Source organism: Rathayibacter sp. Leaf248, assembly GCF_920939495.1.
In the GTDB taxonomy this organism is placed as follows: Bacteria; Actinomycetota; Actinomycetes; order Actinomycetales; family Microbacteriaceae; genus Rathayibacter; species Rathayibacter caricis.
On the sequence record NZ_CAKLAV010000002.1, the window covers coordinates 245,514 to 270,441 of the forward strand.

Genomic DNA, 24,928 nt, shown 5'->3' on the forward strand with positions numbered 1-24,928 from the left:
TCCTCCCCACGACCTCGTCCGGTGAGTTCTCCACAGTGCTCCGCGCCTGCCCTCCGCCCACATGCAGATGGTCACTACTCTCCTCGCACGGGGCTGAAGCGGACCGTCGCCGGCGCGGATGCGCACGAGCGGCTGAGGAGAGGACTACGGATGAGTCGAACGGAACGATCGGGGCCGGCTGATCGTCGGAGGGGCGGCCTCCGGGCGGCGGTCACCGCGGCGACGGGCTGCGCGCTCGTAGGCGGGCTGCTCGGCGGGGGAGCCCTGGCGCTGCCCGCGGCGGCGGCGGGCGACCCTCCGCGGACCACGCTCGACAACACCCTGCTGCACGGCGGAGCGACCAACGGGGGCGTCACGACCGTCTCGGCCTGGCTGCGCGCGGGCGAGGTGCTGCAGGTCGACCTGCATCCGCTGAAGGGCGGCTCGGGGTCGGGCGAAGGGGAGAGCGGCGGAGGGACCGCGGCGGTCACCGCGCCCGACGGCACCGTGCTCGACACGCAGGTGTTCCCGCGCGGGGCGCCGCCGAGCACCGCCGCGGGCGGATCCTTCGTCGCCGACGCGACCGGCGTCTTCCGGGTGAGCGTCACCGACGACGACGTGGCCGCGCCGGTCAACCTCGTCTGGAGCATCGGCGTCTCGTCGGCCGAGGGGGAGGCGATCGCGGGCCGGGTCTGGTCGACGTCCTACGGGATCCAGTCCGGAGCGCGCGAGAGCTACCCCCGCGCCGAGGACCGGCGCTCCACTTTCACGCTGCACGCCGTCACCGAGACGGGGGCGCGCTACGACATGACGCTGCGCGACTACGACGGAGTCGCGTCCACGCTCCAGGCGACGAACAAGGGCAACGTGCGGGTCGGCTCCTCCGATCCCTCCTACCTCTCGGTGCCGATGCCGCAGTCGACCGAGGCGGGAGGCGTCGGAGCGCAGTTCCTCCAGCCGTCGGGCCGCACGGGAGTCGACGGACTGCAGACGTACAAGCTGTTCCTCGATCCTCCCTCGGCCGATCTGCCCGCCTCGATCGCGCCCGCCTACGCCGCGCCCACCATCGCCGACCTCGCCTACCGGCGCTCCGGCTCGGGTTCGAACGCCGGCTCGCTGACCGGAGTGCTCGGCACCCAGCCCGGCACGGTCGGAGTCGACATCGACGCCGACGGCGACGGCCGCTGGGACGGCGAGCGCGACGTCCACCTGACCGAGATCGTCGCCGCGCCCGGGCCCTTCGCCGTCGCGTGGGACGGTTTGGACGGCCGCGGCGACGCCGTCGACACGACCGACCCCGACGTCCGGTTCCGGGCCGCGATCGGCCGTACCAACGAGTTCCACTTCACCCGGGTCGACGCCGAGACCTCGGTCGGCGGCGTCTCGATCGTGCGCTCCACCGGCGGCGGCGGCGATCCCGCGGCGATCCACTGGGACGACTCGCTGCTCGAGGAGTCGAACTCCGAGCGCTACTCCGTCACCTCGCGTGTCTCCTCCGGTGCCGAGGGGGTCGACTCGAGCGCAGGGGTGCACCGCTGGCGCAGCGACGACACCGACCAGGACCGGACGCCCAACGCGAACGACTCCGTGCACGGCTCCTACGGCGACCTGCGCGCCATCGACGACTGGGCCTACGGAGCCGACGGGGCGTCCGCCGAGGCGGGCCTCGGGGCGCTGGCCCCGCACGTCACGATCGGCAAGACCTCGTCGGTCGCCTCGGACGCGCCGCTGACCCCCGGAGCCCGGGTGCCCTACCGGGTGACCCTGACCTCCGACGGCACCGGCGACGCGGTGGACGCCTCGGCCGTGGACTTCCTCGACGAGGGGGTGCTCGACGACGCCGATCTGGACGAGGCCTCGATCCGCACCTCGCACGGCTCGGCGGCGGTCGATCCCGCGACCGGGCGGATCACCTGGGCGGCGGGGACCCTGCCGGTGGGCACGGTCGCGGAGCTCCTCTTCGACGTCGTCCTGCATGTGGGCGGCGACGGGGACCGCTCACTGGTCAACACGGCCTGCCTCGCGTCGGCGCCCTTCCAGCCCTCCGAGTCGACCGTCGGCACCGATGCGAACCCCTGCGCGACGGTGCCGCACACCGTCGGCGAGGCGCGGCTGTGGCTCCGCAAGACGGCCTCGCAGCCGTCGGCCGCGCACGGCGGCGCGGCGGGCTTCGACGTCGTCGTGGGCAACTCCGGCACCGTCGACGCGTCCGGAGTGACGGTCACCGACGTGCCTGCATTCGAGCACCTCCTGGACGCGACGATCGAGGACGGCGCCGGAGGAGTGCAGCCCGCGACCGAGCCGGTCACGGGACTCGGCATCCCGGCGGGCGGGCAGATCGCCCTGCACGTCAGCGGCCGGGTGGCCGACGGCTACGACGCGCTCACGGTGCGCAACCGCGCGACGATCACCGAGCAGCCGACCGGCTTCGAGCCTCCCCTCGTCGAGAACGCCTGCGCCGACGAGCCCACCGCCTCCTGCGCCGAGATCCCGGTGCCGCCCCTCGAGGGCCGGCTCGAGATCGTCAAGACCGCCCTGACCGGGACGGTCGCGCACGGTGGTCGGGCCGGCTTCGAGATCGCGGTCCGCAACACGGGCGATCGACCGGCCGGAGGATTCACGGTCGTCGACCTGCCGACGCTCGCGCACCTCTCCGACGTGACGATCTCGCAGGACGGCGGCCCGGAGTCGGGGGACCTGTCGGTCGAGGGCCTGAACCTCGCTCCGGGAGCGTCGACCGTGTTCCGCGTCACCGGCACCGTCGCGGACGGCGTCGACGCGTGGACGATCCCGAACCGCGCCTCGATCGACGACCTGCCCGAGGGCTTCGCGCCGACCGTCGTGGGTAACCCGTGCGCCGATGACACCGCGGCGTCCTGCGCAGAGGTGGTCGTGCCGCCGGTCGGAGTGGTCCCGACGGTGATCGCGACCACCGCGACCCTCGCGTCGACCGGGGTCGCCGGTGGAGCGGGCGTGCTCGGCGCGGGGACGCTGCTGCTGGCCGGCGGCGGCCTGCTGCTGGTCCGACGCCTCCGTCCGAGGTCCGGCCGCGCGTGATGCGACCGTGGGTCCCCGCTGCCGACCGGCGCGGGGACCCGCACCCTCTTCCTCTCAGACCGCCCCGTCTCCAGCGGGCCCCGACCCAGAAGGCGCTGTCCATGACGTCCCCCTCCGATCTCCCGCTCCACGTCACGGAGCGCTTCGCCCTGCCCGGCGGACTCACCGGTGTCAGCACCTGGTCGGCTCCGGACCCCGAGCGCCTGGAGCAGCTGCTGCGCACCCGCGCCGGCCACCCGCACCCCGACCGCGAGCCGCCCCGGCGGCTCCACCTCGTCCCCGCCTCCCTCGTCCTGATCGAGGAGTCGCGCGGCGGTGTGCTCCACCGCCTCGACCCGCGGCAGGAGGCGCGCACCGACGTCCGCTGGGCGCGGGCGCTCCGCCGCTCGCGCCGACCCGCGTGGCTCCGCCGACTCGTCGGGCCCGCGGACCTGCCGGACCCGGGATCCCCTCGATCCCTCGGCCGCCGGACGGAGCGGGCGGAGGGGATCGGACCTTGACGGTCCGCACCCTCGCCGCCGTCGCGGAGCGCGACCGGCGCACGTGGCTCGTGAGCATCCCCGAGCTCGGCACCGCGGTGCGGGCGTCCACCGTCAGCGAGGTGGACACCGTGGCCCGCGCGGCGGCCGCCCTGCTCCTCGACCTCTCGGAGTCGGAGATCGAGGTCGTGTCGACCGTGCGCGTCACCCCGCAGGCCGGCCCGCGCGAGTCGGTCTCCCCGAACAGGCTGCCGCGCTCGTGACGGGGCGCGCATGACCTCCGGGCCCGTTTCGGATCAGCCCTTCACGGCTCCGGAGGTCATGCCGGCCACGATCTGGCGGTTGAAGAAGATGTACATCACCAGCGGCGGGATCGTGATGAGCAGCACGTCCATGAAGAGGAGGTTCCACGACGACACCGACTGCGACGAGAAGTTGTACAGCGTCAGCTGCACGGTGGCGTTCTCGTCGCCCGGCAGGAAGTACAGGGCGTAGGTGAAGTCGTTGAACACGGTCACCGCCTGCACCACGATCACCGTCACGATCACGGGCTTCAGCAGCGGCAGCACCACCGTGAAGAACAGGCGGAACGGTCCGGCTCCGTCGATCGTCGCGGCCTCGTCGAGCTCGCGCGGGATCGTCGAGACGAAGGCGCGGAACAGGAGGATGCAGAACGAGAGGCCGAAGGCCACGTGCACGGCGATCAGGCCGGGCAGTGTCTTGAAGAGCTCGAGGCCCTGCAGCACCCAGATCGTCGGCACGACCGCCGGCGGGATGATCAGGCCGGCGAGCACGAACCCGTTGACGAGCGGGTTCCACCTCGACCGGCGGCGCTGGAGGACGTAGCCGACCATCGCGGCCAGGACCACCATGATCGAGACCGACACGATCGTCAGCACCGCGCTGTTCACGAACGCCCGCAGCAGCACGAAGTTCCGCGCCGAGACGACCTCCTGCAGGTTCTCGACGAAGTTCCACTGCGTCGGCAGCGTGAAGCCGAGCAGCGACGCCTCCTGCTGCGTCTTGGACGCGGTCAGCACGATGAAGAGGAAGGGCACGATGAAGACGATCACGGCGAGGACGATCGCGGTGATGCCGCCGCCCCAGCGCCAGAGGCGCGAGCCGCGGCCGACCCCGCGCTGCCGCACCTTCGCGGCCGGAGGATCGAGAGGGGTCGTCGAGAGCGGAGTGGGGGTGATCGGTGTCGCGGTCACAGCTCCTTGTCCTTCCGGTTGAGCCAGGCCGAGAGCGGGAAGATCAGCGCCGCCACGACGAGGAAGAGGATCACGTTGCCGGCGGTCGAGAGGCCGTAGAAGCCCGCCTGGTACTGCTTGTAGATGACCGACGCGACCACGTCGCTCGTGAAGCCCGGCCCGCCCTTCGTCATCGCCCAGATCAGATCGAACGAGCGCAGCCCGCCGATGAGCGAGAGGAGGATCACGGTGACCGTGGCGGGACGCAGCAGCGGCAGAGTGATGTGCCGGAAGTTGTGCCAGGCGCCGGCGCCGTCGACGCGGGCCGCCTCGAAGTAGTCCTGCGGGATCGCGACGATGCCCGCGATGTAGATGAGCGTCGCGAGTCCGACGCCCTTCCAGACGTCGACCAGGGCGACCGAGAACAGCGCCCACTGCGGATCCGTCAGCCAGCCGGGACCGGCGATTCCGATCGCTGCCAGGCCCTGGTTCACGACGCCGTCGAAGGGGTCCAGGAGCACCTTGAAGGTGATGCCGATGCCGATCGTCGACACCAGCACCGGGAAGAACACGACGCTGCGCAGGAATCCGCGGCCGATGATCTGCGAGCTGAGCAGCAGGCCCAGCAGCATCCCGAGGACGATCTTGAGGCCGGAGGTGATCGCCGCGTAGACGAACGTGTTGACGAACCCGGTCGTGAGCGCCGGGTCCTGGAAGAACGCGACGAAGTTGTCGAAGCCGATGAAGGTCGAGTCGAACAGCGTCCAGCGCGTGAGAGAGAAGTAGAGGGAGGCCGCGGTCGGCACGAGGAACAGCACCACGTAGAAGACGCCGGCGGGCAGGTAGAACCAGGTCGGGTACGGGCTCTTCATCGCCCGGGGCCGCGCGGGCTTCTCGGGGGCGGGGGCGCTCGCCGGAGTGGGGCGCTCCTGCGTCAGTGCGGTCATCGGATCTCCGTCGATCGGGCGGGAAGGGGAGGGAGGGGCGGCGCGAGAGGCGCCGCCCCGGGGTGCGGGGCGAAGGCCCCGCCGGTCACCAGCCCTCGAGGCCGAGCTGCTGGGCCTGCTTGGTCACGTCGTCGTCGTACTGCTGGGCGCCCTCGGCGGCCGAGGTGATCCCGGAGCCGACGGCCACGGTGATCTGCTCGAGCGCAGGCCCCTTGATGGGCGAGAGGAACTCCAGCGCGGGCGCCGTGTCCCCGCTGTCGAAGTAGGGCTGCATGTCCGAGATCATCGCGGGGACGTCCTCGGGGAGGTCGCAGCCGTCGATGACGTACGGGCCCTGCACGACGGTCTGCTCGCTCTGGATGTCGCAGCTCTCGGGCGACACGAGGAACGCGAGGAAGTCCTTCGCGGCCTCGAGCTTCTCGCCCTCGACGGTCTTCGAGACGTACACCGCGCCGGGCTGCCAGACGGTGAGCGGGTTCGAGTCCGCCGACTCGCCGGGGAGCGGGAAGGTGCCGACCGTCTGCGCCGCGTCGGGGTAGTTGGCCACGAGGGGCTGCGACGCGAACGTCAGCATCGGGTACTGCGCTCCCTCGCCGGTGGCGACCATCCGCACGCCGTCGTCGTAGGTCGCCGAGGCGAAGTCCTCGTTGAACAGCCCGGCCTCGCCCGCCTCCTGCAGGTGCTCGAAGCCCGCCAGAGCGGGCTGGTCGACGTACTTCGCGTCGCCGGCCGTGTACTCGTCGGCCCAGTCCGGGTTCTCGGCGAGCACGTTGGCGAAGTCGCCGAGGACCATGAGCTGCGAGGTCCAGGTGTCGCCGTAGGTCTGCACGATCGGGGCGACGTCGCCGGCGGCCTTGATCGCCTCGCTGTTCGCGAGGAACTCGTCCCAGGTCTTGGGGACAGAGAGGCCGAGTTCGGCGTACACGTCCTTGTTGTAGAGCACCGCGCCGCCGAAGGACTGGCCCAGCGGAGCGCCGTAGAAGCCGGACTCGGTCGAGACGACGCGCTGGAAGTCCTCGGTCAGCGAGTCCTTCCACTCGACGTCCGAGAGGTCGGCGAGGTTCTGGTCCGGGTTCAGCGCCTGGAACAGCGATCCGGAGTTGTAGCCGAACAGGTCGGCCATCTCGCCCGTGGCCAGGCGGGTCTTCACGACGTTGTCGCCCTCGCTGCCGGCGGGGCGGGTCTCGACCTCGATCGTGACGTCGGGGTTCACCTCCTTGTAGGCGGTGACCAGGGCGTCCATCTGGGCGCCGGCGAGCTCCGTGTTGTCGATGAGGATCGACAGCGTCGATCCGTCGGCGGAATCGCCGCCGCCGGTGCTGCAGCCGGTGAGCGCGAGAGCGAGCGCCGCTCCTCCTGCGCCGAGGGCGAGCACTGCTCGCCGGTTCTGTCGGGTCGACATCCTTTACCTCCATGTAAAGACAACTGCGGTGTTGCGGGGTGCCCGGGGGCGGTCGGCCACCGGGGCCCGAGGGCCGTCCGGCGGGCCGCGCAGGGAGAACATACGTCGGCGCCGTGAAACGTGTCAATCGATCTACACGAATTCGTGGACCGATCTACAGAATCGTGCTCCAGGCGTTACAGTGGCGTTCGCGGCGTCGCTCCCGAGGCCGTCCGGCGGAGGACCGCCGAGCATCACGACGAGGGGACCGCGATGAGCGAGACCGAGCGCCGACCCCGTGGACCGGCCACGATCCAGGACGTCGCCCTGCGTGCCGGAGTGTCGCGCGCCGCGGTCTCGAAGGTCATCCGCAACGCCTACGGCGTCTCTCCGTCGATGCGCGAGCGCGTCGCCGCGGCGATCGACGAGCTCGGCTACCGGCCCAGCGTCGCCGCCAGGGCCATGCGCGGTGCCAGCTTCACCATCGGCGTCGAGGTGCCCCAGCTCGACAACTCCTTCTTCAACCGCATCGTCACGGGTGCCGCCGCCGCACTCGACGGCAGCCGCTACCAGCTGATCGTCGCCCCGGCGCAGAGCGACTCCCGCGAGGGCTTCCGGGCGATCGAGGCGCTCGTCGACCGCCAGGTCGACGGCCTGATCGCCGTCTCGCCGATGGTCGAGCCGTCGTGGCTCGAGAAGCTCGCCCTGCACACCCCGATCGTCATGCTCGGCCGGCACGACGACTCCGTCGGCTACGACACCGTCACCAACGACGACGTCTCCGGCACCGATCAGCTGATGGACCACCTGCTCGGACTCGGCCACCGGCGCATCGCGCACCTGACCGTGAGCGAGTACATCGTCCGCCGCGTCCTCGGCGCGCCGCACGCCGTCCGTCTCGCCCGGTACGAGGAGCGGATGCGGGCAGCGGGACTCGAGCCGGAGGTCGTCCATCTGGGGCCCGGCCAGGACGACGCCTACGCCCGCTCGCTCGAGCTGTTCCGCTCTCCCGATCGTCCGACCGCGCTGTTCGCGGGCAACGACGCTCTCGCGCTCGACGCCCTCTGGGCTCGCGCCGACGCCGGCCTGTCGGCCGAGCAGCTCTCGATCGTCGGCTACGACGACATCGAGGTCGCCGCCCATCCGGGCATCTCCTTGACGACGATCGACCAGTCCGGCGAGGACCTCGGCGAGCGGGCCGTCCGGCTGCTCCTCGAGCGTCTGGCCGGACGGACGGAGCCGACGCACTTCGAGGTCGAGCCGGTGCTGCGCGCCCGCTCCTCCTCCGCCCCGCTCGCCGGCGCGACCGACGACCCCACCACCACAGAAGGACGACGATGACCGACTGGACCGCCCGCTTCGCAGCCCCCGACGACGCCCTCGACGGCGCGCCCCTCCTCCGCAGTGAGACGGCCCTCGAGACCGGCCACGGCGCCGTCGTCTCGGCCGTCCTCCGGCTGTCGGCGCTCGGGATCGTCGAGGCCTGGATCGACGGCGTCCCCGTCTCGGACGAGCTCTTCACGCCCGGCTGGACCAGCTACGAGTGGCGCCTGCGCTACTCCGAGCACGACGTCACCGCCCTGATCGGCACCGACTCCGTGACCCTCGGCCTCGCCCTGGGCGACGGCTGGTACCGGGGCCGGCTGACCTGGGGCGAAGGAGCCGCGCCCTACGGCGACGAGATCGCGGGCTTCGCCGAGCTGCGCCTCCGCTTCGCCGACGGGTTCGAGCAGATCGTCGCCACGGGCGAGGGCTGGAGGGCCGGCGCGAGCGCGACCACCGCCGACAGCATCTACGACGGCCAGGACATCGACGCCCGCCGCGAGCCGCACGGCTGGAACCGTCCGGGCTTCGACGACTCCGGCTGGTCGGGCGTGCACGAGCTCGATGTCGACCTCGACCTCCTCGAGCCCTACGTCGCCCCGCCGGTCCGGCGCCTGCGCGAGGTCGCGCCGCAGCGGATCTGGACCAGCCCGTCCGGCCGCACCCTCGTCGACTTCGGCGAGAACCTCGTCGGCTGGCTGCGCGTCCGGGTGCAGGGTCCGGAGGGGACCGTCGTCACGGTCCGCCACGCGGAGGTCCTCGAGGACGACGAGCTGGGCGTGCGCCCGCTGCGCGAGGCGAAGGCGACCGACCGCTTCACGCTCTCGGGCGGCGAGGACATGTTCGAGCCGACGCTGACGTTCCACGGCTTCCGCTACGCCGAGATCGACGGCTGGCCCGGCGCCCTCGGGCCCGGCGCCCTCGAGCCCGGCGCCCTCGCCGCGGTCGTCGTGAGCAGCGACCTGCGCCGCATCGGCACCTTCCGCAGCTCCGACGAGCTCGTGAATCAGCTGCACGACAACGTCTACCGCGGCATGGTCGGCAACTTCCTCGACGTCCCCACCGACTGCCCGCAGCGCGACGAGCGCCTGGGCTGGACCGGCGACATCGCCGCGTTCGCACCGACCGCCGTGTACCTCGCCGACGCGCAGGACTTCCTCCGCGACTGGCTGCGCGACCTCGCCCTCGAGCAGACCCACCACGACGGCGCCGTGCCGTTCGTCGTGCCGGACGTGCTCAAGCGCCGCGCCGCCGGCACGGACTTCCCGCCGATGGACTCCACCGCGCTCTGGAGCGACGCCGCCGCCTGGGTGCCGTGGGCCGTCTGGGAGGCCTACGGCGACCTGACGGTGCTCGAGGAGTCGTTCCCGTCGATGGCTTCGCACGCCCGCCGCGTCCGCTCGAAGCTCTCGGGCACCGACGTCTGGGACACCGGCTTCCAGTTCGGCGACTGGCTCGACCCCGACGCGGCACCCGACGACCCCGCCGACGCGAAGGCCGACACCGGAGTCGTCGCCACTGCCTGCGCGTACCGCACCGCCCGGATCGTCACCGACAGTGCCGCGGTGCTGGGCCTCGAGGAGGAGCGGGCCGAGTTCGCCGAGCTGGCCGAGCGCCTGCGCGCGGGCTTCCGCTCGCAGTACGTCGCCGACTGCCGGATCGTCAGCGACTGCACGACCGTCTACTCGCTCGCGATCGTCTTCGGCCTCCTCGGCGACGACGAGCTCGGCTGGGCCGGCGACCGGCTCGAGGAGCTCGTGGCCGAGAGCGGCTACACGATCTCGACGGGTTTCGCCGGCACCCCGTTCATCACCGACGCCCTGTCGTCGACCGGTCACGTCGACGCCGCCTACCGCCTCCTCCTGCAGCGCGAGTGCCCGTCCTGGCTCTACCCCGTGACCATGGGTGCGACCACGATCTGGGAGCGCTGGGACTCGATGCTCCCCGACGGCACCATCAACCCCGGCGAGATGACGAGCTTCAACCACTACGCCCTGGGCGCCGTCGCCGACTGGCTGCACCGCGTCGTCGGCGGCCTCGCCCCGCTCGAGCCCGGCTACTCCCGCATCCTCGTCGCCCCCCAGCCCGGCGACCGGCTGCAGTGGGCGGAGTCGACCCTCGAGACCCCGCACGGCCTCGCGCGGGTGCGCTGGGACCGCACCACCGAGGGCGTCCAGCTCGCCGTCACGGTCCCGGAGGGATCGACCGCGGTCGTCCGCTCGCCCGGCGCCGAGGACCGCGAGCTGGCGGCGGGGGAGCACGCGCTGGTGCTCTGACCCGAGGGGCCACCTTTCCCCACCGACGCTGGGGGTCAGCCCCCCGCGATGTGGGTGCGCAGGAGCGACGTGACGCGTCCCGGCGGGAGCCCGGACTCCCGGAGCATCAAGCGGAGTCCGGGCGCTCCGGCGAGGCGACGGAGCACTGCCGCCGCGTCTCCCCGCGCCCCGGAGTCCGCGTCCTCGCCGATGCGCCATCCTCCGATGACGTCGGGGCCGTGCGCGTCCCTGATCTCGAGCAGGGTGACGAGATCGACGAGGTCCTTCTGTGCTCGTCGCGACCCGAAAGCGAGAGCTTTGACGATCACCGCACGCTCGACGCCGGGCACTCGCGTGGTGAAGGTCAGGACGGTTCCGTCCAGCAGTACCGCGGTGACGGCGAGCTCGAGCAGGTTCGTCAGGGCGAGGGAGAGGCCGGGTGCGCTGTCGAAGGCGCGTCCTCCGTACTCCATGGTCTCGAAAGCGCGGCCTGTCGCCGGAACGAGGACGTCGATCACCCGGTCGCCGAGGACGTAGTGGTTGCTCGTGAGAGGCGAGTAGCCGTCGGCTGTCAGCAGGGCGTGCAGTGTGCCGGCGGCGGCGATCACGGGGGAGACCGCCGCGTCGGCGTCCACGGTGCGACGGGTGGTCGCTCCGGCGGTCGGGAACGCGGCGGCGAGGAGTGCGACCATCTGCCCGCCGACCACGCAGGCGTCGTCGACCTGCGCGATGGCGCGGGAGGCGTCCTGCAGCGCCCGGAGTGCTGCGTCGTCGGCACGCGACGTGGAGGGGAGGGTCACGGATCTCAGTCCCGCCATGTCGGCACCTCCCGTCGGAGCAGGTGCTCCGCGGCGTCCTCCGCATCGGCGCCTCCGCTGGTCCGGAGATCCCAGGCGGCGACGAGAGGGTCCACGATCCCTCCGCCCGGATACCACGCGTGCGCAGTCGATCGGATGGTGCGGTCCGCCGGCACACTCACCCGCAGCGTCGCTTCGCGCGAATCGGTTTCGGCGAACCCGTCGTTCTCGAGGGGGAGGCTCTCCGGCGCTGAGATCATCGCCGAGCGGGGGATCCTCCAAGGGGCGAGTCGGTCGGCGGCACTGTCGCCGGAGAGCAGCACGTGTTCTCCGAGCGTCGCGGCGGTCTGCGCCTGCTCCGTGACCGGGGCCGTCGAGTACCAGGCCTGCACGAGGCCTCCCGGCCCGGGGTACTCCGCGAGGAATCGAGCCGCGAGGGCTCGCGGATCCACGGCGGTCCAGCCGCGACCGGTCCGGCGCGCCAGGTTCCCGTCCGCGGTGAGCAGCTTCGAGACGGTCATCTGCGAGACCCCGCACTCCGAGGCGAGCACCGCCTGGGATCGGGGAGCGCGTGTCCGGGCCAGTGTCCGATAGAGGGCGAACCGTCCGTACGACACCCTGCCGGGCCGATGCGCGGCGAGATCGTCCTTCTCGACCGTCAGGTCCTTCCCCGCGACGATGACGGTGCCGTCGTCGACGCCGAAGACGGCGAGTCGGGGATCCTCGAGAGCGAGGCGCCGACTGATGCTGTTCGAGCGGGACGTCACGAAGCCGATGGCGATCCCGTCCGGCGCCCCGAGTGCACGGTCGCGCATCTCCGAGGAGGTGGGCGGCCGAGTGAGCGGGACGAGTCGCACGGGGGTCCGGCTGCCGGACGGGGCCGTGAGCACCAGCTCGCGGGCGCTGACGATCCGCACCGCGACTCCGGCGTCGAGGAGCAGCTCGGTGAGCGATGTCGAATCGGCGGAAGGACTCACCCGACAATTCTAAAACCTAGAGAACCAATTCATTGAGAAGGTTTTAGAAACATCGCGGAACGACATTCTCCCCGGTCTCCTCCGCCGTGCCGAGCGGGATCGGTGCATCTCGTGCAAGAATGCACTCCATGATCGAGAGTGCAACGACCACACGTGCCCTCCAGGTCGCCGAGCGTCGCGCACAGCTCGCCCGCCGGGCGCGCGAGCTCGCGGTCGAGCGCGGGCTGCACGGTTTCACCGTCGACGAGCTCTGCGACGACGTCGGGCTCTCGCGGCGCACCTTCTTCAACCACTTCCCCTCGAAGGAGCAGGCCGTGCTCGGCCGCCCCGAGGACGGACTCGAGGGCGAGGCGGCCCAGCGCTTCCTCGCCGGCGGCGGCGAGGCCGGGCGCTTGTCCGACGACCTGCTCGACGCGCTCGCCGACCTCGCGATCGAGCACTTCGAGGCCATCGGACTCACTCCCGAGCGCGCGCACGAGCTCTTCGCGCTGCTCGAGCGCGAGCCCAGGCTGCTCGCCGCGCTCCTCCAGGTCGGCAGCGAGCGCGACCGCCTGCTCGAGCGCCTGTCGGTCGAGCGCGAGGGCCTCGAGCCGGGCGATCCGCGACTCCGCCTGGCCGTCCAGCTCGTCGGCACCGTCGCGCGCCTGGCCGTGGAGGAGGCGCTCACGTCCGAGTCCCCGGCCCCGTTCCCCGAGATCCTGCGCGCCCGCCTCGCCGAGGCCCGCGCCCTGTTCGCTCCCGCCACCCCCGCCGCTCCCGTCACCCCCGAAGAGGACCGATGACCACCGCCCCCGCCAAGCCGTTCCTGCTCACGCAGCGCAGGATCTGGATCATCTTCTCGGCGCTCATCGCCGGCATGCTGCTCTCGAGCCTCGACCAGACCATCGTCTCGACCGCGATGCCCACCATCGTGGGGCAGCTCGGCGGAGTCGAGCACCAGGCCTGGATCACCACGGCCTACCTCCTCGCCACCACGATCGTCATGCCGATCTACGGCAAGTTCGGCGACGTGCTCGGCCGGCGGAACCTGTTCCTGATCGCGATCGCGCTCTTCACGATCGCCTCCGTCGGCTGCGCGTTCGCGGGCGACTTCTGGAGCTTCGTGGTGTTCCGCGCCCTGCAGGGCCTCGGCGGCGGCGGGCTGATGATCCTGTCGCAGGCGATCATCGCCGACATCGTGCCGGCCAACGAGCGCGGCAAGTACCTCGGCCCGATCGGCGCGGTGTTCGGCCTCTCGGCCATCGCCGGACCCCTGCTCGGCGGCCTGTTCGTCGATCACCTCACCTGGCAGTGGGCGTTCTACATCAACATCCCGGTCGGCATCGGCGCGTTCGCGATCGCGTGGTTCGCGCTCACCCTGCCCAGCAGGAAGGCGCAGAAGCGGATCGACATCCCCGGAGTCGTGCTGCTCTCGGCCGCGACCACGTTCCTCATCTTCTTCAGCGACTTCGGCGGCGACGCGCAGCACGGCTGGGGCGCTCCCGAGACCTGGCTCTTCGGCGCCGGCCTCGTGCTCTCGGTCGCCGGCTTCATCTGGGTCGAGTCCCGCGCTGAGGACCCGATCATCCCGTTGAGCCTCTTCCGCAACCCGATCTTCCTCAACGCCACCGCGATCGGCCTGACCCTGGGCCTGGGCATGTTCGCGGCGATCGGATTCATCCCCACGTTCCTGCAGATGGCGTCCGGCACCTCCGCGGCCGCGTCGGGCCTGCTGATGCTGCCGATGATGGCGGGCCTGATGGGCACGTCGATCCTGTCCGGCATCGCGATCACGAAGACCGGCACGTACAAGGTGTTCCCGATCGTCGGCACGATCCTCACCGCGATCGCGATGACCGCGATGACCACGCTCGCCGCCGAGACCCCGATCTGGCTGATCTGCGTCTACCTGTTCGTCTTCGGCGCCGGGCTCGGCCTGATCATGCAGGTCGTGGTCCTGGTCGTGCAGAACGCCGTCCCGGCCGAGCAGATCGGCACGGCGACCAGCACGAACAACTACTTCCGCGAGGTCGGCGCCGCCCTGGGTGTCGCGATCTTCGGCACGATCTTCACGAACTCGCTCACCGAGAAGCTGACCGCGGTCTTCGCGGGAGCCGGCGACTCCGCCGCGGGCGCCTCGGCCGCCACCCTCGACCCGCAGACGCTGAGCACCCTGCCCGACGAGGTCCGCGACGGAGTGGTGACCGCCTACGCCGACTCGCTCGCGCCGGTCTTCTGGTACCTCATCCCGTTCATCCTGCTGGCCCTCGTGCTCGCGATCTTCCTCAAGCAGATCCCGCTGTCGGACCAGGCCGGCATGGTCGCGCGCGGCGAGGCCGTGGGCGGCGAGGAGGCGGAGCGCCTGTTCCGCGAGGAGAGCGGAGCGGCCGCGGACGCGACGCCGACGGGCAGCGTCTCGACGCGCTAGCTCAGGCGGCGATCCCGTCCTCGTCGGGCGGTGTCGCCGCGTCCTCGAGGATCTCGCGCACGCTGACCGGGGCGACGGGTCCGGCGAGCTCCGCCTCCAGGGAGAGCCGGGCCCGCTCGACGCCCGCGAGCAGCACCGCGAACGCCTCCTCGAGCGACTCGGTGTCGCGCAGCAGCACGCGCTCGCCGCTCGGATCGAGCCGGACGGTGCGGTGGACGGGGCGCCCCGGGTCGGTGTCGAGCGTGATGACGCCGACGACGGTGCCCGCACGGCGGGCGCGCGCGATCCAGCGGTTGGAGTGGGTGCGGAGCAGGATCATGGCCGGTGCCGTCCTCGGGTGACAGTGGTGCGCGGCAGGGGGAGTGGGTGGATCCTCTCCGAGCATCCTGCACGACGCCCTGCCGTGTCCTGTACTTGACATCAGAGCGTCACCCCACGACCCGCCCGCGCGCTCCCGCTGCGACCCGCAGCGCCCGCACGAACTCGGGCACCACCGGGTTGCCGGTGTCCGCCACCAGCACCCCGATCTCGCGCATCGCCCGCGGGTCGTCGATCGGGATCTCGCGCACCCCGTCGTCGATCGAGGACGGGCTCGCGGGCAGGATCGTCATCCCCAGCCCCGCTGCCGCCAGCCCGCGTGCGGCCCGGTAGTCGCCCACCTCGAACACCGGCTCCGGGTCGCGGCCGTCGTGGCGCAGGAGCCGCCGCGCCGACTCGTGCAGTCCGTAGCCCGCCGACAGCATGATCAGGTCGAGCCCGCGCAGATCCTCCACCGTCACCGAGCGGCGCGAGGCGAGCGGATGGCGGTGGTGCACCACCGCGAGCAGCGGCTCGGTGTAGAGGGTGGTCGTGGTGGTGCCGGGCAGGGTCGGCGGATCGGCGACGATCGCGAGTTCGGCCTCGCCGTCGGCCACCGCGCGAAGGCACAGCGCCCGCGACCCGTGCCGGAGGCCGAAGCCCACTCGCGGCCAGCGACGGCGGAAGCGGCGGATCACGTCGGGCACGTAGCTCTCGCCGAGCAGCGTCTGGAAGGCGATCGAGATCCGCCCGTCCTCGAGCTCGCCGGCCTGGCGCACCTCGGCGAGCCCCGTGCGGATGACCGCCATCCCGTCCTGCGCCGCCTCGGCGAGCCGACGCCCCGCCTCCGTCAGCACCACTCCGCGGCCCTCGCGGCGCACCAGCGGCGTGCGCACGAGCTCGGCCAGCCGCGCGAGCGAGCGGCTCGCCGTCGGCTGCGGCACCCCCAGCTCCTCGGCCGCGGCGGTGACGCTGCCGGTCTGGGCGACGGCCACGAGCACGGGCAGCAGCTTCAGGATCGCGGGCCAGTCGGCTTCGTCGGTCATGTCCGAATCGTATAGGTCGCGCCACGAACGCCATTGGTCATCCGTTCCGAGCCGACCTAGCCTCGCAGTCATGAGCACCGTCGAGCGTCCGCGGACGGCGGAGCGCACCGACCTCCGCATGACCCTCGCGCTCCTGGCCGCCGGAGTCGCCACCTTCGCCGAGTTCTACGCCGTGCAGAGCGTGCTCCCGCAGCTCGCCCGCGAGTTCGCGCTCACCCCGGCCGAGGCCGCGCTCACCGTCTCGGCCGCCACGCTCGGCCTCGCGGTGATGGTGCTGCCGTGGGCGTCGATCGCCGAGCGGATCGGCCGGCTCGAGTCGATGCGCATCGCCGTGCTCTCGTCGGTGGTCCTCGCGCTGCTCGCCTGCGTCGCGCCGTCCTTCGAGGTGCTGCTCGTGCTCCGCTTCCTCGGCGGAGCGGTCCTCGGGGCGGTGCCGGCCCTCGCCGTCGCCGCGATCCACGACCGGGTCGGCGGAGCGGTCGCCACGGCCGCCGCGGCGGCCTACGTCTCGGGGACCACGATCGGGGGAGCAGCGGGCCGCCTGATCGCCGGGCCCCTCGCTCCGCTGCTCGGCTGGCGCCCCGCGCTGCTCGTCGTGACGCTGGTCTGCGCCGCCGCCGCGCTCGCGTTCGCGCTCCTCGCCCCCCGAGGACCCGCGGCCCGGGCCGTCGCTCCGGAGCGGGGGAGCGGCTGGTCCAAGACCGTGCGCGTCCTGTGCGATCCGGTGCTGCTGGCGCTCGCCGTGCAGACCGTGCTCGTCGTCGGCGTGTTCGTCGCGGTCTACAACTACCTCGCCTTCCGCCTCGAGGCGCCGCCGTTCGCGCTCCCGCCCGCGCTGGTCTCGCTGCTCTTCGCGACCTACCTGGCGGGCACGGTCTCCTCGCGCCTCGCCGGCCGCTGGGCTCCGCGCATCGGACCGCGCACGCTCATGCGCGTCGGTATCGCCGCCATGGTCGTCGGCCTCGCGGTGATGCTCTCGGACGTCGTCGCCGTCGTGATCGCCGGCCTCGTCGTGCTCACCGCCGGCTTCTTCGCCGTGCACGCGACCGGAGCGGCGTGGACCGGCGCGCGGGCGGCTCCGGCCCTGCGCGGTCACGCCGGCGCGGTCTACACGATCGCCTTCTACGTCGGCTCCGGAGTGGGCGGCTGGCTCCTCGGCCTCGTCGTCGAGGCGGGCGGATGGCCGCTCTTCACCGCGGTGACGATCGCGCTGCTCCTCGTCGGGGCGGCCGTCGCGAGCCTCCCGTCGCGCGCGGCGGTCGCCCGCTGACGCTCGCTCCTCCGGCGCCCGTGGGGGAGGATGGGCGCGAACGCACGAGCCCGGGGGGACATGTGAGCGACGCACGCCGGACGCACGACACCGACGCGGGGACCGATCCGCGCTACCACGCCGCGTTCCAGCGCGGCTACGACGGTCCCGCTCCCGAGCGGGGCGCGAAGGCGGAGGAGCGGTTCCGCCGCCCGAGGCGCCGCGACGCCGCCGCGACCCAGCTGCGCACCACTGCGCTCCCGACGTCGGAGCCGGTCCTCGACCCGATCCGCACGCTCGGCTTCGAGCCGCAGGCGGAGCGCACCGCGACGGCGCCGGAACCCCTCCCGTCCCTGCCGCAGGACGACTCCGATGAGCGGCCGACCGAGCCGGAGGGCCGACCGAAGGAGTTCCCTGAGATGGTCGGCCGCGAATGGTCTGCTCTGGACGTGCGGGTTCCTCTCGCACTCGCGGTGTCAGGCGTGCTCCTCCTGGTGATCACGCTCGTCTTCGTCTGGTCCAGCTCCTCCGTCGTCTACGGAAGCTCCGGATCCCCGAGCGATCAGATCGCCATGTACTTCCTGAACTTCCTGCCGATGCCGTCGATCACGGTCGGCCTGCTCTCGATCGGTGCCGCCGCCGCGTTGCGGGTGGCGCGACGATGAGAGGCGGACGCTGGGCGGTTCTGATCGTCTGGACCGCGACGTGCTGGGGCCTCGCGCTCGGAGCTGCTTGGGGCATCGAAACGCTGCCCGACAACTGGTCCTACCGCGGCGATGTCCCGCCCGGCATGATTCTGCAGAACCTGCTCTTCAGTGTGGGCCCGGCGGCCACCACCGCCGCCCTCGCGATGACCGTCGCGACCGTCGCCCTCGCCGTCGCCCGCACGAAGCGCCCCGCCTCCGTCCCCGCGGAGGAGGACGACCCCTGGCAGCAGGACGCCGTCCTCCTCACCCGCTGACACCGCGCAACCGAGGGAACCCCGACCCGTCGAGGGAGCCCGCAGCAGCGGGACGTCTCGACGGTCCGGGGTTCCCTCGGTTGCAGCGCGCCCCTACTTCCCCAGTGCCGAGAACCGGAACAGGTACGTCGCGTCCAGCGTGTCCTCCAGGCCCGTCACTCCCGCCGCCGCCACGACCGTCTCGCGGCCCTGCAGCAGCGGGACGATCGGCGCGTCGGCCGCCGTCACGCGCTGCAGCTCCTGGATCGCGGCCGTGCGCGCCCCGAGGTCCGTGGCCGTCGCCTCCGTGTCGATCAGCGCGTCGACCTCGGCGCTCGCGTAGCCGTTCGCGACCGAGGAGCCGGTCGACGAGTACGCCGCGCGGAGGAAGTTGTCGGGGTCCGGGTAGTCCGGGAAGAAGCCGAGCTGGTACGCGGGGTAGCCCGACTCGGGCACCAGCTCGGTGACGTAGCTGGTCCACTCCGTCGACTGCAGGTCGACCGTGAACAGCCCGGACTCCTCGAGCTGCGACTTCACCAGCGCGTACTCCTGGGCCGAGTCGGGCCCGTAGTGGTCGCTCGTGTACTGGATCGGCAGTGCGACGGGCACCGGCACCCCGGCGGCGGCGAGCAGCGCGGCGGCCGCGTCCGGGTCGGGAGCCGCTCCGTAGGCGTCGGCGAACGCCTCCGTCGCGCCGGTCTGCCCGTCGAGCACGACCGAGTAGGCGGGTGCGTAGGTGCCGCGGTAGACCTGCTCCGCCAGCTCCTCGCGGTCGACGAGCGACGCGACGGCCTGGCGGATCGCAAGCTTCTGCTCCGGAGTGCCGCCCGGCTGCGTGGTCACGTTGAAGGTGAGGAAGCGCACCGAGCCGCCCGGGCCGTCGACGACCTGAAGATCGGAGTCGTCGCGCAGGTCCTCGACGTCGGTCGCGGTGAGCGAGCGGTAGGCCACGTCGACTCCGCCGTTCTCGACGTCCAGGCGCAGGTTCGTCGACGAGGTGTACGGCTTCAGCACGACCTGCGCGGTCACGGGAGCGTCGCCAGAGTAGGCCTCGTTCGCCGCGAGCAGCAGCAGTCCGCCGTCCTCGTAGCTCTCGACCGCGTAGGGGCCCGAGCCGATCACTTCGGCGTCCTCCAGCAGCTCGTCGGCCGGGTACACCTCCTCGTCCACGATCGGACCGGCCATGCTCGAGAGCACGTACGGCCAGGTCTGGTCGTCCGGTACCGCGAGCGTGAACACCACGTCCTCGCCGTCCTGCGCCACCGACTCCATGTTCGCGAGCAGGGGGGAGGGGCCGTTGTCCGCCGCGATGTCGACCACGCGCTGGAACGAGAAGACGACGTCCGACGCGGTCAGCTCGTTCCCGTTCGAGAACGTCAGCCCGGGCGCGATCGAGCAGCGGTACGTCGTCGGGTCGTCGAACCCGCACTGCTCCGCAGCCTCGGGCACCGGCGTGGTGTCGCCGTCCTCGTAGCTCAGCAGGTGCTGGTAGATCTGGTTCTGCGGAGTGAAACTGCCGCGGTCCCAGGCGCCGGCCGGGTCGAGCGAGACGATCGAGTCGGTCGTGCCGATCACGAGGCGGTCGGAGGAGCCGCCGCCGTCGCTCGCGCCGGTGCAGGCGGCGAGGAGGGCGGTCGTGCCGAGCAGGGCGAGGGCGCCGAGTGCGCGGGAGGAGTGCATGCTGCTGCTTTCGTCGGAGGGAAGAGGGACTCAGCCGAGCCGGAAGCGGGCCAGCGGCTCGCCCCCGTCGACCAGATCGGCGAGCAGGTCTCCGAGGACCGGCCCGAACTTGAAGCCGTGGCCCGAGAAGCCGGTGGCGAGCGCCACCCGCCCGACCCGGTCGATCACGAAGTCCTCGGTGGGGGTGGTGTCGTAGAGGCAGCTGATCGCCTCGGCGCTCGCCGCGTCGACGCCGGGCAGCCACTCCTCGAGGTAGGCGACGAGGCGCGCGTGCCGCTCGGGCTCGGGGCGGAAGTCGCGGTGGTCGGGGTCGACGACGCGTCCGGTGCCGTGCTCGCCGACCTTGACGCCCACGCCCGGGGTCGCGAGTCCGTAGATCACGGGCCGGTCGCCGCGGTGGTGCACGAAGCTCGGCCACGCGTGCAGCGGCAGCTCCGTCGTGACGTGCACGGGCTGCTCCTGGGTCACGCGCAGCGGAGGCAGGCGCCGGCCCGCCGCCTCGACCAGGCCGCCCACGAGCGCCGGGGTCCACGATCCGCCCGCCACGACGACGGCGTCGGCGGTGAGCGGGCCCTCGTCGGTGACGACCCGCACGCCTCCGTCGCGCTCCTCGATGCTCTGCACGCCCGCGCGCTCGCGGACGATCGCTCCGTGCGCCTCGGCCGACGCCAGCAGCGCCTCGATCGCGGCGGCCGCGTCGAGCCGCCCGCCCTCGGGGTGCAGCAGCACGTCGGTCTCGAAGCGCAGCCCGGGCCAGCGGAGCGAGGCCTCGGCGGCGTCGAGGCGCTCCACGGCGATGTCGTCGCGCACGAAGGCGTCCTCGATCCCGCGCAGGGCGTCGGCGTCGCCGTGGTCGATCGCTCCCGTCGCGGTGAAGAGGCTCCGACCGCTCTCGCGCTCGAGGCGGGCCCACTCGCGGGCGGCGCGGCCGGTGAGGGCACGGTAGTCGTCCTGCGGGTAGCCGCGGCGGAAGATGCGCGTCTCGCCGTGGGAGGAGCCGCGGTCGTGGCCGCGCTCGAAGCGCTCGAACACGATCACGCGGTCGCCGCGCTCGGCGAGGGAGCGCGCAGCGGCGGCTCCGACCAGCCCGGCGCCCACGACGACGACGTCGCGGCCGCTCATCGCGCCGCCTCCGCGTCGACCTCGCGCCGGGGCGGCATCGCGGCGAGCACGGCGGCCTCGTCGGCGAAGGGCTGCGGAGCGAAGCGGCCGGGCGCGTACCGGCTCGCGTCGCCGAGGCTGCTGCGGCCCTCGAGCACGAGCTCGGCGACGAGACGGCCGAGGCCGGGCCCGTGCGTCACTCCGCTCTCGTTGTCGCCCGCGGCGACGAACAGCCCGGGCAGCTCGGGGATCGGGCCGGCGAGGAAGCGCCGATCGGCGGTGTAGGAGACGACGCCCTGGGTCCATTCGGTGTCGCGCACCGCGTCGGCGGAGGAGGGGAGCAGTCGGGCGAGGATCGGTGCGAGGTGCGCGTCCATCCTCTCGATCAGGTCGGTGCGCTGCGGGCGGCGGTCGGCGGCGGCCTCGCCGAGCGCCTCGTAGCCGACGCCGTTGCCGTAGGTGAGGCCGCCGAGGTGCTCGCGCACCCAGAGGCCGTCCAGCTCGGGCAGCATCAGGGTGGGCAGCGGAGGGAGTCCGAAGGGCCGCGTGGTCAGCCGACTCGCGACGACCCGCGCCAGCGGCAGCCGACGCCCGAGCGGGGCGAGCAGCGCGTTCGTCCACGAGCCCGCGGCGAGCACGACCGCGTCGGCGTCGAGGACCCGACCGTCGGCCGTGCGCACCCCGCTCGCGCGCCCGTCCGCCGCGACGACCTCGGCGACGGCGGTGTGCTCGATCACCTCGACCCCCGCGGCGCGGGCGGCGGCGACGAGCGCGAGCCCCGCATCCGGAGCGCTGATCTGGATGCCGCCGGGGTGCACGAAGCCGCCCGCGACGGCCGCCGGGTCGAGACCGGGGACGAGCTCGGCCGCCTCGTCGGGCGAGAGCGACCGGGCTCCCTCGGGGCGCAGCGGATGCGCGGCGAGGGGTCCGAGGTGGTCGCGGACCCCCTCCTCCGTCACGGCGAGCCAGGCGCTGCCGGTCTCGCGCAGGTGGATCGGCCCGGCGAGCCCGCGGTAGAAGTCGATGCCGTACTGCTCGAGGTCGCGCTCGGACTCGTTCCAGTACCAGGCGTAGCCCGCGGCCCAGAGGCCGACGAAGCCGGCCCCCGCGGCGGTGGTGCCGTGCGCCGCGGCTCCGGAGTCGACCAGCACGACCCGCGCTCCCGCTCGCGCGAGGTGCAGCGCGGTGGCGGTCCCGAACAGACCGGCCCCGACGACGATGCAATCCCTACTCATGCTAGGTAGTGAAGCAGCCCGCCCGGCCGGGGTCGAATCGATGTGACTCCCGGTGTCAGCCCTGCCGCGCCTTCAGCCGCGGGTTCTGCTTGTTGATCACGAACACCCGGCCGCGGCGCCGCACGATCTGCGAGCCGGGCTGGTCCTTGAGGTTCTTGAGCGAATTGCGGACCTTCATGCGTTCCTCCGTGCTGTCGATGTTAATGAGAACAGTTCTCGATAGTAGGATATGCCCGTCCGGTGCCGACCGGGCCGGGAGGAGGACCCATGCCAGCCGAGCGCTCCGTCGTCTCGATCGTCAGCGACGGCGACCCGGAGCGGCGCCGCCGCATCGCCGCGCTGCTCGCCCTGCGTCTCGAGGGCCACGTCGTCGAGAACGACCGTCAGCTCGAGCCCGTGGAGGCGGCCGCGTTCGTGCACTTCTGCGGACCGGGCACCACCTCCGATCACGCCCCGCTCGAGCAGCTCGCCGCCCTCCTCGAGGACGGCTGCTCGCCGCTCTGCCTCGGGCACGTGGTGACGGTGGTCGAGCCGGCCGCCCTCTGGGTCGCGGTGCGGACCGCGGACGACTTCTCGGGTCCCGAGCCCGGCGTGACCGCCGTCGAGCGGCTCGTCGAGCAGCTCGAGTGGAGCACGCTCGTCGTCGTCGCGGGTCCGGCGGAGGGGCAGCGGGCCGCCCACGAGGCCGGTCTCGCACTGATCGCCCTCCTCGCCCCCTCCGCGTCGGCCGTCTCGCTCGCCGCGCTCACCGCCGGCCGCGTCGTGCCGCCTCCGGTGCCGGTCGAGGCGCTCCGGCGCGTGCGGCGCGCGCCCGGTTGGATCGGCGAGCTCGGCGGGCGCCGGGCCCTGCGCCTCTCGTCGGAGGTGCCGCTCGGCACCGTCGTCTTCCGCGATCCGCGGCCGTTCCACCCGGGCCGCCTCGGCGCACTCGTCGAGCAGTTCCCGCAGCGCGTCGGCGACGTCGTGCGCTCGCGCGGCTTCGTCACCCTCGCCACCCGCGCCGAGCGCGCCCTGTCGTGGTCGAGCGTGGGGGAGGTGCTCGGCCTCTCGCCGACCCCCGCCGACCTCGACCTCTCGGAGGTCGTCACCGGGCAGGAGCTGGTGCTCTACGGCCTCTCGCTCGAGGCGCGGCGGGTCACGTCGGCGCTCGCGGAGTGCCTGCTGACCCCGTCCGAGCTGCTCGCGGGGCCGCGGGCGTGGGCCCGCTACTCCGACCCGTTTCCGACGGGGGACTGATCGCTGCGTCTGGGTAGAGTCGAGCGCGCATCCGCTGTTCGAGGAAGGGGCCGCTCATGACCGACCTCGTGGTCGCCGACCTCGCCGCTGTCGTGTACTCGTCGGGCAAGGTCTTCGACGGCCTGTCCACCGGACGTCTCGACACCGAGAACTTCCTGCGGTCGGGCGATCTGACGGGCGTCACCTCGCGCTCGGACCTCGCGCTGCTGGAGGATCTCCGCGACGCGTCGCAGTTCATCATCGACACCCGCGACCGACCGATCGATGCCGCGTACGTCCGCGACGTGAACGCGCAGCTCACCCGCAGCGCCGCGCTGCATCCCGGGCGGTTCCGCCGCGACGACGACAGGATCGGTGTCAGCACGCCGTTCGGCCGGCACGAGCCCGCGGCCCCCGACCTCGTCGGAGTGCGGCGGATCGTCGATCGGGCCCTGGCGGAGGCCGACACGTCCGAGCAGGCGCTGGACCTGTTCGTGCACCTGGCGAAGGCCCAGCCCTTCATGGACGGGAACAAGAGGACCGCGATCCTCGTGGCCAACGCTCTGGTGATCCGCGAGCAACCGCCCCGCACGCTCACGGTTCCCGTGGACGAGCAGGACCCGACGGCGGCGCGCCGCTTCACCGAGTTGCTCGCGCGGGCCTACCTCTTCGACGAGCACGACGGCATCAAGCACCTGCTTCGCGAGCAGGGCTTCGCGCCCGTCGCTCCACACGGGTCGAACCGCTCCTCGTCCTGACGGGCCGCTAGGCCGGCCGCACCAGGAAGTCGACCAGCCGCCGCACCGACGCCGGCACGCTCTGCCGGCGGCCGACCGTCGGCAGGACGATCGCGCCGAGGATCGCGTAGCCGATCTCGTCGACCGGGGTGTCCTCGGGCAGCTGACCGGCGCGCACCGCGCTCGCGAACCGCTCCGACAGCGTCTGGTCGACGCCGAAGGCGTCGATGAGCCGCTCGCCGACCGCGGCGTCCTCGGAGCCGGCGGCGACGAGCGAGCGGATGAGGGTCGTGCCCTGCTCGGTCGCGGCGAGCTCCAGGATCGGCGTCAGCCAGTCCTCCAGGTCGCGGCGCAGGTCGCCCGTGTCGGCGATCTCGATCTCGATCGCGACGAGGCGGCCGTCGATCATGCAGTCGGCGATCAGCGCCCCGCGCGAGGGCCACCAGCGGTAGACCGTCTGCTTCGAGACACCCGCCTCCTTGGCGATGCCCTCCATCGTGAGGTGGTCCCAGCCCTGCTGAGCGAAGAGCCGCGCCGTCGCCTCGAGGACCGATTCGCGCGCCGCGACGCTGCGGACCGGGCCGCTCCGATGCTCCGTCATGTTCTCAGGCTACTCCCATTGCCTAGACGAGA

At 72.5% G+C, this 24,928-nt stretch carries 24 protein-coding genes; 12 read left to right on the top strand and 12 right to left on the bottom strand.

Annotated elements, in window-relative coordinates; translation table 11 throughout:
* The first annotated feature begins 150 nt into the window (after positions 1–150).
* From LRG51_RS14175 to LRG51_RS14185, 3 genes are all read left to right on the top strand, one after another.
* On the top strand, positions 151–3,036 hold the full coding sequence (locus tag LRG51_RS14175; protein ID WP_230673280.1) for a DUF11 domain-containing protein: 2,886 nt from the start codon (positions 151–153) through the stop codon (positions 3,034–3,036).
* Between the two features lie 101 nt (positions 3,037–3,137).
* Positions 3,138–3,536 (top strand): hypothetical protein, encoded by a 399-nt coding sequence (locus LRG51_RS14180; RefSeq protein WP_055790168.1) that lies wholly within the window; start codon positions 3,138–3,140, stop codon positions 3,534–3,536.
* Positions 3,533–3,778, top strand: coding sequence for a hypothetical protein (locus LRG51_RS14185; protein WP_230673281.1), 246 nt, complete (start codon positions 3,533–3,535; stop codon positions 3,776–3,778). The genes LRG51_RS14180 and LRG51_RS14185 overlap by 4 nt, the downstream gene beginning before the upstream one ends.
* 33 nt (positions 3,779–3,811) lie before the next feature.
* Here the strand turns inward: LRG51_RS14185 and LRG51_RS14190 are convergent, their stop codons facing one another.
* The 3 genes from LRG51_RS14190 to LRG51_RS14200 all read right to left on the bottom strand — a co-directional run bounded on the left by LRG51_RS14190 (position 3,812) and on the right by LRG51_RS14200 (position 7,057).
* Positions 3,812–4,609 carry a carbohydrate ABC transporter permease gene (locus LRG51_RS14190; RefSeq protein ID WP_230674069.1) on the bottom strand — a complete coding sequence of 266 codons (798 nt, stop codon included), beginning with the start codon at positions 4,607–4,609 and terminating at the stop codon, positions 3,812–3,814.
* Between the two features lie 116 nt (positions 4,610–4,725).
* Positions 4,726–5,655 carry a carbohydrate ABC transporter permease gene (locus LRG51_RS14195; RefSeq protein WP_230673282.1) on the bottom strand — a complete coding sequence of 310 codons (930 nt, stop codon included), beginning with the start codon at positions 5,653–5,655 and terminating at the stop codon, positions 4,726–4,728.
* 85 nt (positions 5,656–5,740) lie between these two features.
* Complete coding sequence (locus tag LRG51_RS14200; protein ID WP_230673283.1) at positions 5,741–7,057, bottom strand: ABC transporter substrate-binding protein; 1,317 nt, start codon at positions 7,055–7,057, stop codon at positions 5,741–5,743.
* 252 nt (positions 7,058–7,309) lie between these two features.
* Here LRG51_RS14200 and LRG51_RS14205 point away from each other — a divergent pair, with 252 nt between their 5' ends.
* On the top strand, positions 7,310–8,377 hold the full coding sequence (locus tag LRG51_RS14205; RefSeq protein WP_230673284.1) for a LacI family DNA-binding transcriptional regulator: 1,068 nt from the start codon (positions 7,310–7,312) through the stop codon (positions 8,375–8,377).
* Entirely contained in the window at positions 8,374–10,635 is a 2,262-nt protein-coding gene (locus LRG51_RS14210; protein WP_230673285.1) for an alpha-L-rhamnosidase, read from the top strand. Before LRG51_RS14205 ends, LRG51_RS14210 begins: the two co-directional genes overlap by 4 nt.
* Before the next feature lie 35 nt (positions 10,636–10,670).
* Here LRG51_RS14210 and LRG51_RS14215 read toward each other — a convergent pair whose 3' ends face one another.
* Entirely contained in the window at positions 10,671–11,432 is a 762-nt protein-coding gene (locus LRG51_RS14215) for a hypothetical protein (protein ID WP_055790180.1), read from the bottom strand.
* On the bottom strand, positions 11,420–12,388 hold the full coding sequence (locus LRG51_RS14220) for a hypothetical protein (protein WP_055790184.1): 969 nt from the start codon (positions 12,386–12,388) through the stop codon (positions 11,420–11,422). Before LRG51_RS14220 ends, LRG51_RS14215 begins: the two co-directional genes overlap by 13 nt.
* A 128-nt stretch (positions 12,389–12,516) precedes the next feature.
* Between LRG51_RS14220 and LRG51_RS14225 the strand changes: the two genes are divergently transcribed.
* Positions 12,517–13,170 (top strand): TetR/AcrR family transcriptional regulator, encoded by a 654-nt coding sequence (locus tag LRG51_RS14225; protein WP_055790187.1) that lies wholly within the window; start codon positions 12,517–12,519, stop codon positions 13,168–13,170.
* Positions 13,167–14,795, top strand: a complete 1,629-nt coding sequence (locus tag LRG51_RS14230; protein ID WP_230673286.1) for an MDR family MFS transporter — start codon at positions 13,167–13,169, stop codon at positions 14,793–14,795. The genes LRG51_RS14225 and LRG51_RS14230 overlap by 4 nt, the downstream gene beginning before the upstream one ends.
* Before the next feature lies 1 nt (position 14,796).
* Here LRG51_RS14230 and LRG51_RS14235 read toward each other — a convergent pair whose 3' ends face one another.
* On the bottom strand, positions 14,797–15,114 hold the full coding sequence (locus LRG51_RS14235; RefSeq protein ID WP_055790195.1) for a hypothetical protein: 318 nt from the start codon (positions 15,112–15,114) through the stop codon (positions 14,797–14,799).
* Between the two features lie 109 nt (positions 15,115–15,223).
* Positions 15,224–16,138 carry a LysR family transcriptional regulator gene (locus LRG51_RS14240; RefSeq protein ID WP_230673287.1) on the bottom strand — a complete coding sequence of 305 codons (915 nt, stop codon included), beginning with the start codon at positions 16,136–16,138 and terminating at the stop codon, positions 15,224–15,226.
* Between the two features lie 70 nt (positions 16,139–16,208).
* On the opposite strand from LRG51_RS14240, the gene LRG51_RS14245 reads away from it, so the two are divergent.
* The 3 genes from LRG51_RS14245 to LRG51_RS14255 all read left to right on the top strand — a co-directional run bounded on the left by LRG51_RS14245 (position 16,209) and on the right by LRG51_RS14255 (position 18,348).
* Complete coding sequence (locus tag LRG51_RS14245; RefSeq protein ID WP_230673288.1) at positions 16,209–17,408, top strand: MFS transporter; 1,200 nt, start codon at positions 16,209–16,211, stop codon at positions 17,406–17,408.
* A gap of 62 nt (positions 17,409–17,470) precedes the next feature.
* Complete coding sequence (locus tag LRG51_RS14250) at positions 17,471–18,052, top strand: hypothetical protein (RefSeq protein WP_230673289.1); 582 nt, start codon at positions 17,471–17,473, stop codon at positions 18,050–18,052.
* The gene (locus LRG51_RS14255) at positions 18,049–18,348 is read left to right on the top strand and encodes a hypothetical protein (RefSeq protein ID WP_230673290.1); all 300 of its coding nucleotides are present in this window, start codon (positions 18,049–18,051) and stop codon (positions 18,346–18,348) included. Before LRG51_RS14250 ends, LRG51_RS14255 begins: the two co-directional genes overlap by 4 nt.
* Before the next feature lie 93 nt (positions 18,349–18,441).
* Here LRG51_RS14255 and LRG51_RS14260 read toward each other — a convergent pair whose 3' ends face one another.
* From LRG51_RS14260 to ykgO, 4 genes are read right to left on the bottom strand one after another with little or no spacing between them, the layout of a single operon-like run.
* On the bottom strand, positions 18,442–20,007 hold the full coding sequence (locus tag LRG51_RS14260; protein ID WP_230673291.1) for an ABC transporter substrate-binding protein: 1,566 nt from the start codon (positions 20,005–20,007) through the stop codon (positions 18,442–18,444).
* 30 nt (positions 20,008–20,037) lie between these two features.
* Positions 20,038–21,129 (bottom strand): FAD-dependent oxidoreductase, encoded by a 1,092-nt coding sequence (locus LRG51_RS14265; protein ID WP_230673292.1) that lies wholly within the window; start codon positions 21,127–21,129, stop codon positions 20,038–20,040.
* Positions 21,126–22,343: an NAD(P)/FAD-dependent oxidoreductase gene (locus tag LRG51_RS14270; RefSeq protein ID WP_230673293.1), complete on the bottom strand. Its 1,218-nt coding sequence runs from the start codon at positions 22,341–22,343 to the stop codon at positions 21,126–21,128. Before LRG51_RS14270 ends, LRG51_RS14265 begins: the two co-directional genes overlap by 4 nt.
* Before the next feature lie 55 nt (positions 22,344–22,398).
* Positions 22,399–22,521: a type B 50S ribosomal protein L36 gene (gene ykgO, locus LRG51_RS14275; protein WP_055790224.1), complete on the bottom strand. Its 123-nt coding sequence runs from the start codon at positions 22,519–22,521 to the stop codon at positions 22,399–22,401.
* A gap of 89 nt (positions 22,522–22,610) precedes the next feature.
* Here ykgO and LRG51_RS14280 point away from each other — a divergent pair, with 89 nt between their 5' ends.
* Positions 22,611–23,579: a GTP-binding protein gene (locus LRG51_RS14280; RefSeq protein ID WP_230673294.1), complete on the top strand. Its 969-nt coding sequence runs from the start codon at positions 22,611–22,613 to the stop codon at positions 23,577–23,579.
* Positions 23,580–23,635: 56 nt separating this feature from the next.
* Positions 23,636–24,316: a Fic family protein gene (locus LRG51_RS14285; RefSeq protein WP_230673295.1), complete on the top strand. Its 681-nt coding sequence runs from the start codon at positions 23,636–23,638 to the stop codon at positions 24,314–24,316.
* Positions 24,317–24,323: 7 nt separating this feature from the next.
* On the opposite strand, the gene LRG51_RS14290 is transcribed toward LRG51_RS14285, so the two are convergent.
* Positions 24,324–24,896 (bottom strand): TetR/AcrR family transcriptional regulator, encoded by a 573-nt coding sequence (locus LRG51_RS14290; RefSeq protein WP_055790232.1) that lies wholly within the window; start codon positions 24,894–24,896, stop codon positions 24,324–24,326.
* Between the last annotated feature and the right edge of the window lie 32 nt (positions 24,897–24,928).

What these genes read in the sequence shown, in the direction of transcription:
- LRG51_RS14255 (WP_230673290.1), top strand. Translation starts at nt 18,049, where the DNA reads ATGAGAGGCGGACGCTGGGCGGTTCTGATCGTCTGGACCGCGACGTGC.
- LRG51_RS14240 (WP_230673287.1), bottom strand. Translation starts at nt 16,138, where the DNA reads ATGACCGACGAAGCCGACTGGCCCGCGATCCTGAAGCTGCTGCCCGTG.
- LRG51_RS14175 (WP_230673280.1), top strand. Translation starts at nt 151, where the DNA reads ATGAGTCGAACGGAACGATCGGGGCCGGCTGATCGTCGGAGGGGCGGC.
- LRG51_RS14280 (WP_230673294.1), top strand. Translation starts at nt 22,611, where the DNA reads ATGCCAGCCGAGCGCTCCGTCGTCTCGATCGTCAGCGACGGCGACCCG.
- LRG51_RS14270 (WP_230673293.1), bottom strand. Translation starts at nt 22,343, where the DNA reads ATGAGTAGGGATTGCATCGTCGTCGGGGCCGGTCTGTTCGGGACCGCC.
- LRG51_RS14290 (WP_055790232.1), bottom strand. Translation starts at nt 24,896, where the DNA reads ATGACGGAGCATCGGAGCGGCCCGGTCCGCAGCGTCGCGGCGCGCGAA.
- LRG51_RS14225 (WP_055790187.1), top strand. Translation starts at nt 12,517, where the DNA reads ATGATCGAGAGTGCAACGACCACACGTGCCCTCCAGGTCGCCGAGCGT.
- LRG51_RS14230 (WP_230673286.1), top strand. Translation starts at nt 13,167, where the DNA reads ATGACCACCGCCCCCGCCAAGCCGTTCCTGCTCACGCAGCGCAGGATC.
- LRG51_RS14205 (WP_230673284.1), top strand. Translation starts at nt 7,310, where the DNA reads ATGAGCGAGACCGAGCGCCGACCCCGTGGACCGGCCACGATCCAGGAC.
- LRG51_RS14235 (WP_055790195.1), bottom strand. Translation starts at nt 15,114, where the DNA reads ATGATCCTGCTCCGCACCCACTCCAACCGCTGGATCGCGCGCGCCCGC.
- LRG51_RS14260 (WP_230673291.1), bottom strand. Translation starts at nt 20,007, where the DNA reads ATGCACTCCTCCCGCGCACTCGGCGCCCTCGCCCTGCTCGGCACGACC.
- LRG51_RS14195 (WP_230673282.1), bottom strand. Translation starts at nt 5,655, where the DNA reads ATGACCGCACTGACGCAGGAGCGCCCCACTCCGGCGAGCGCCCCCGCC.
- LRG51_RS14215 (WP_055790180.1), bottom strand. Translation starts at nt 11,432, where the DNA reads ATGGCGGGACTGAGATCCGTGACCCTCCCCTCCACGTCGCGTGCCGAC.
- LRG51_RS14180 (WP_055790168.1), top strand. Translation starts at nt 3,138, where the DNA reads ATGACGTCCCCCTCCGATCTCCCGCTCCACGTCACGGAGCGCTTCGCC.
- LRG51_RS14265 (WP_230673292.1), bottom strand. Translation starts at nt 21,129, where the DNA reads ATGAGCGGCCGCGACGTCGTCGTCGTGGGCGCCGGGCTGGTCGGAGCC.
- LRG51_RS14200 (WP_230673283.1), bottom strand. Translation starts at nt 7,057, where the DNA reads ATGTCGACCCGACAGAACCGGCGAGCAGTGCTCGCCCTCGGCGCAGGA.
- LRG51_RS14285 (WP_230673295.1), top strand. Translation starts at nt 23,636, where the DNA reads ATGACCGACCTCGTGGTCGCCGACCTCGCCGCTGTCGTGTACTCGTCG.
- LRG51_RS14210 (WP_230673285.1), top strand. Translation starts at nt 8,374, where the DNA reads ATGACCGACTGGACCGCCCGCTTCGCAGCCCCCGACGACGCCCTCGAC.
- LRG51_RS14245 (WP_230673288.1), top strand. Translation starts at nt 16,209, where the DNA reads ATGAGCACCGTCGAGCGTCCGCGGACGGCGGAGCGCACCGACCTCCGC.
- ykgO (WP_055790224.1), bottom strand. Translation starts at nt 22,521, where the DNA reads ATGAAGGTCCGCAATTCGCTCAAGAACCTCAAGGACCAGCCCGGCTCG.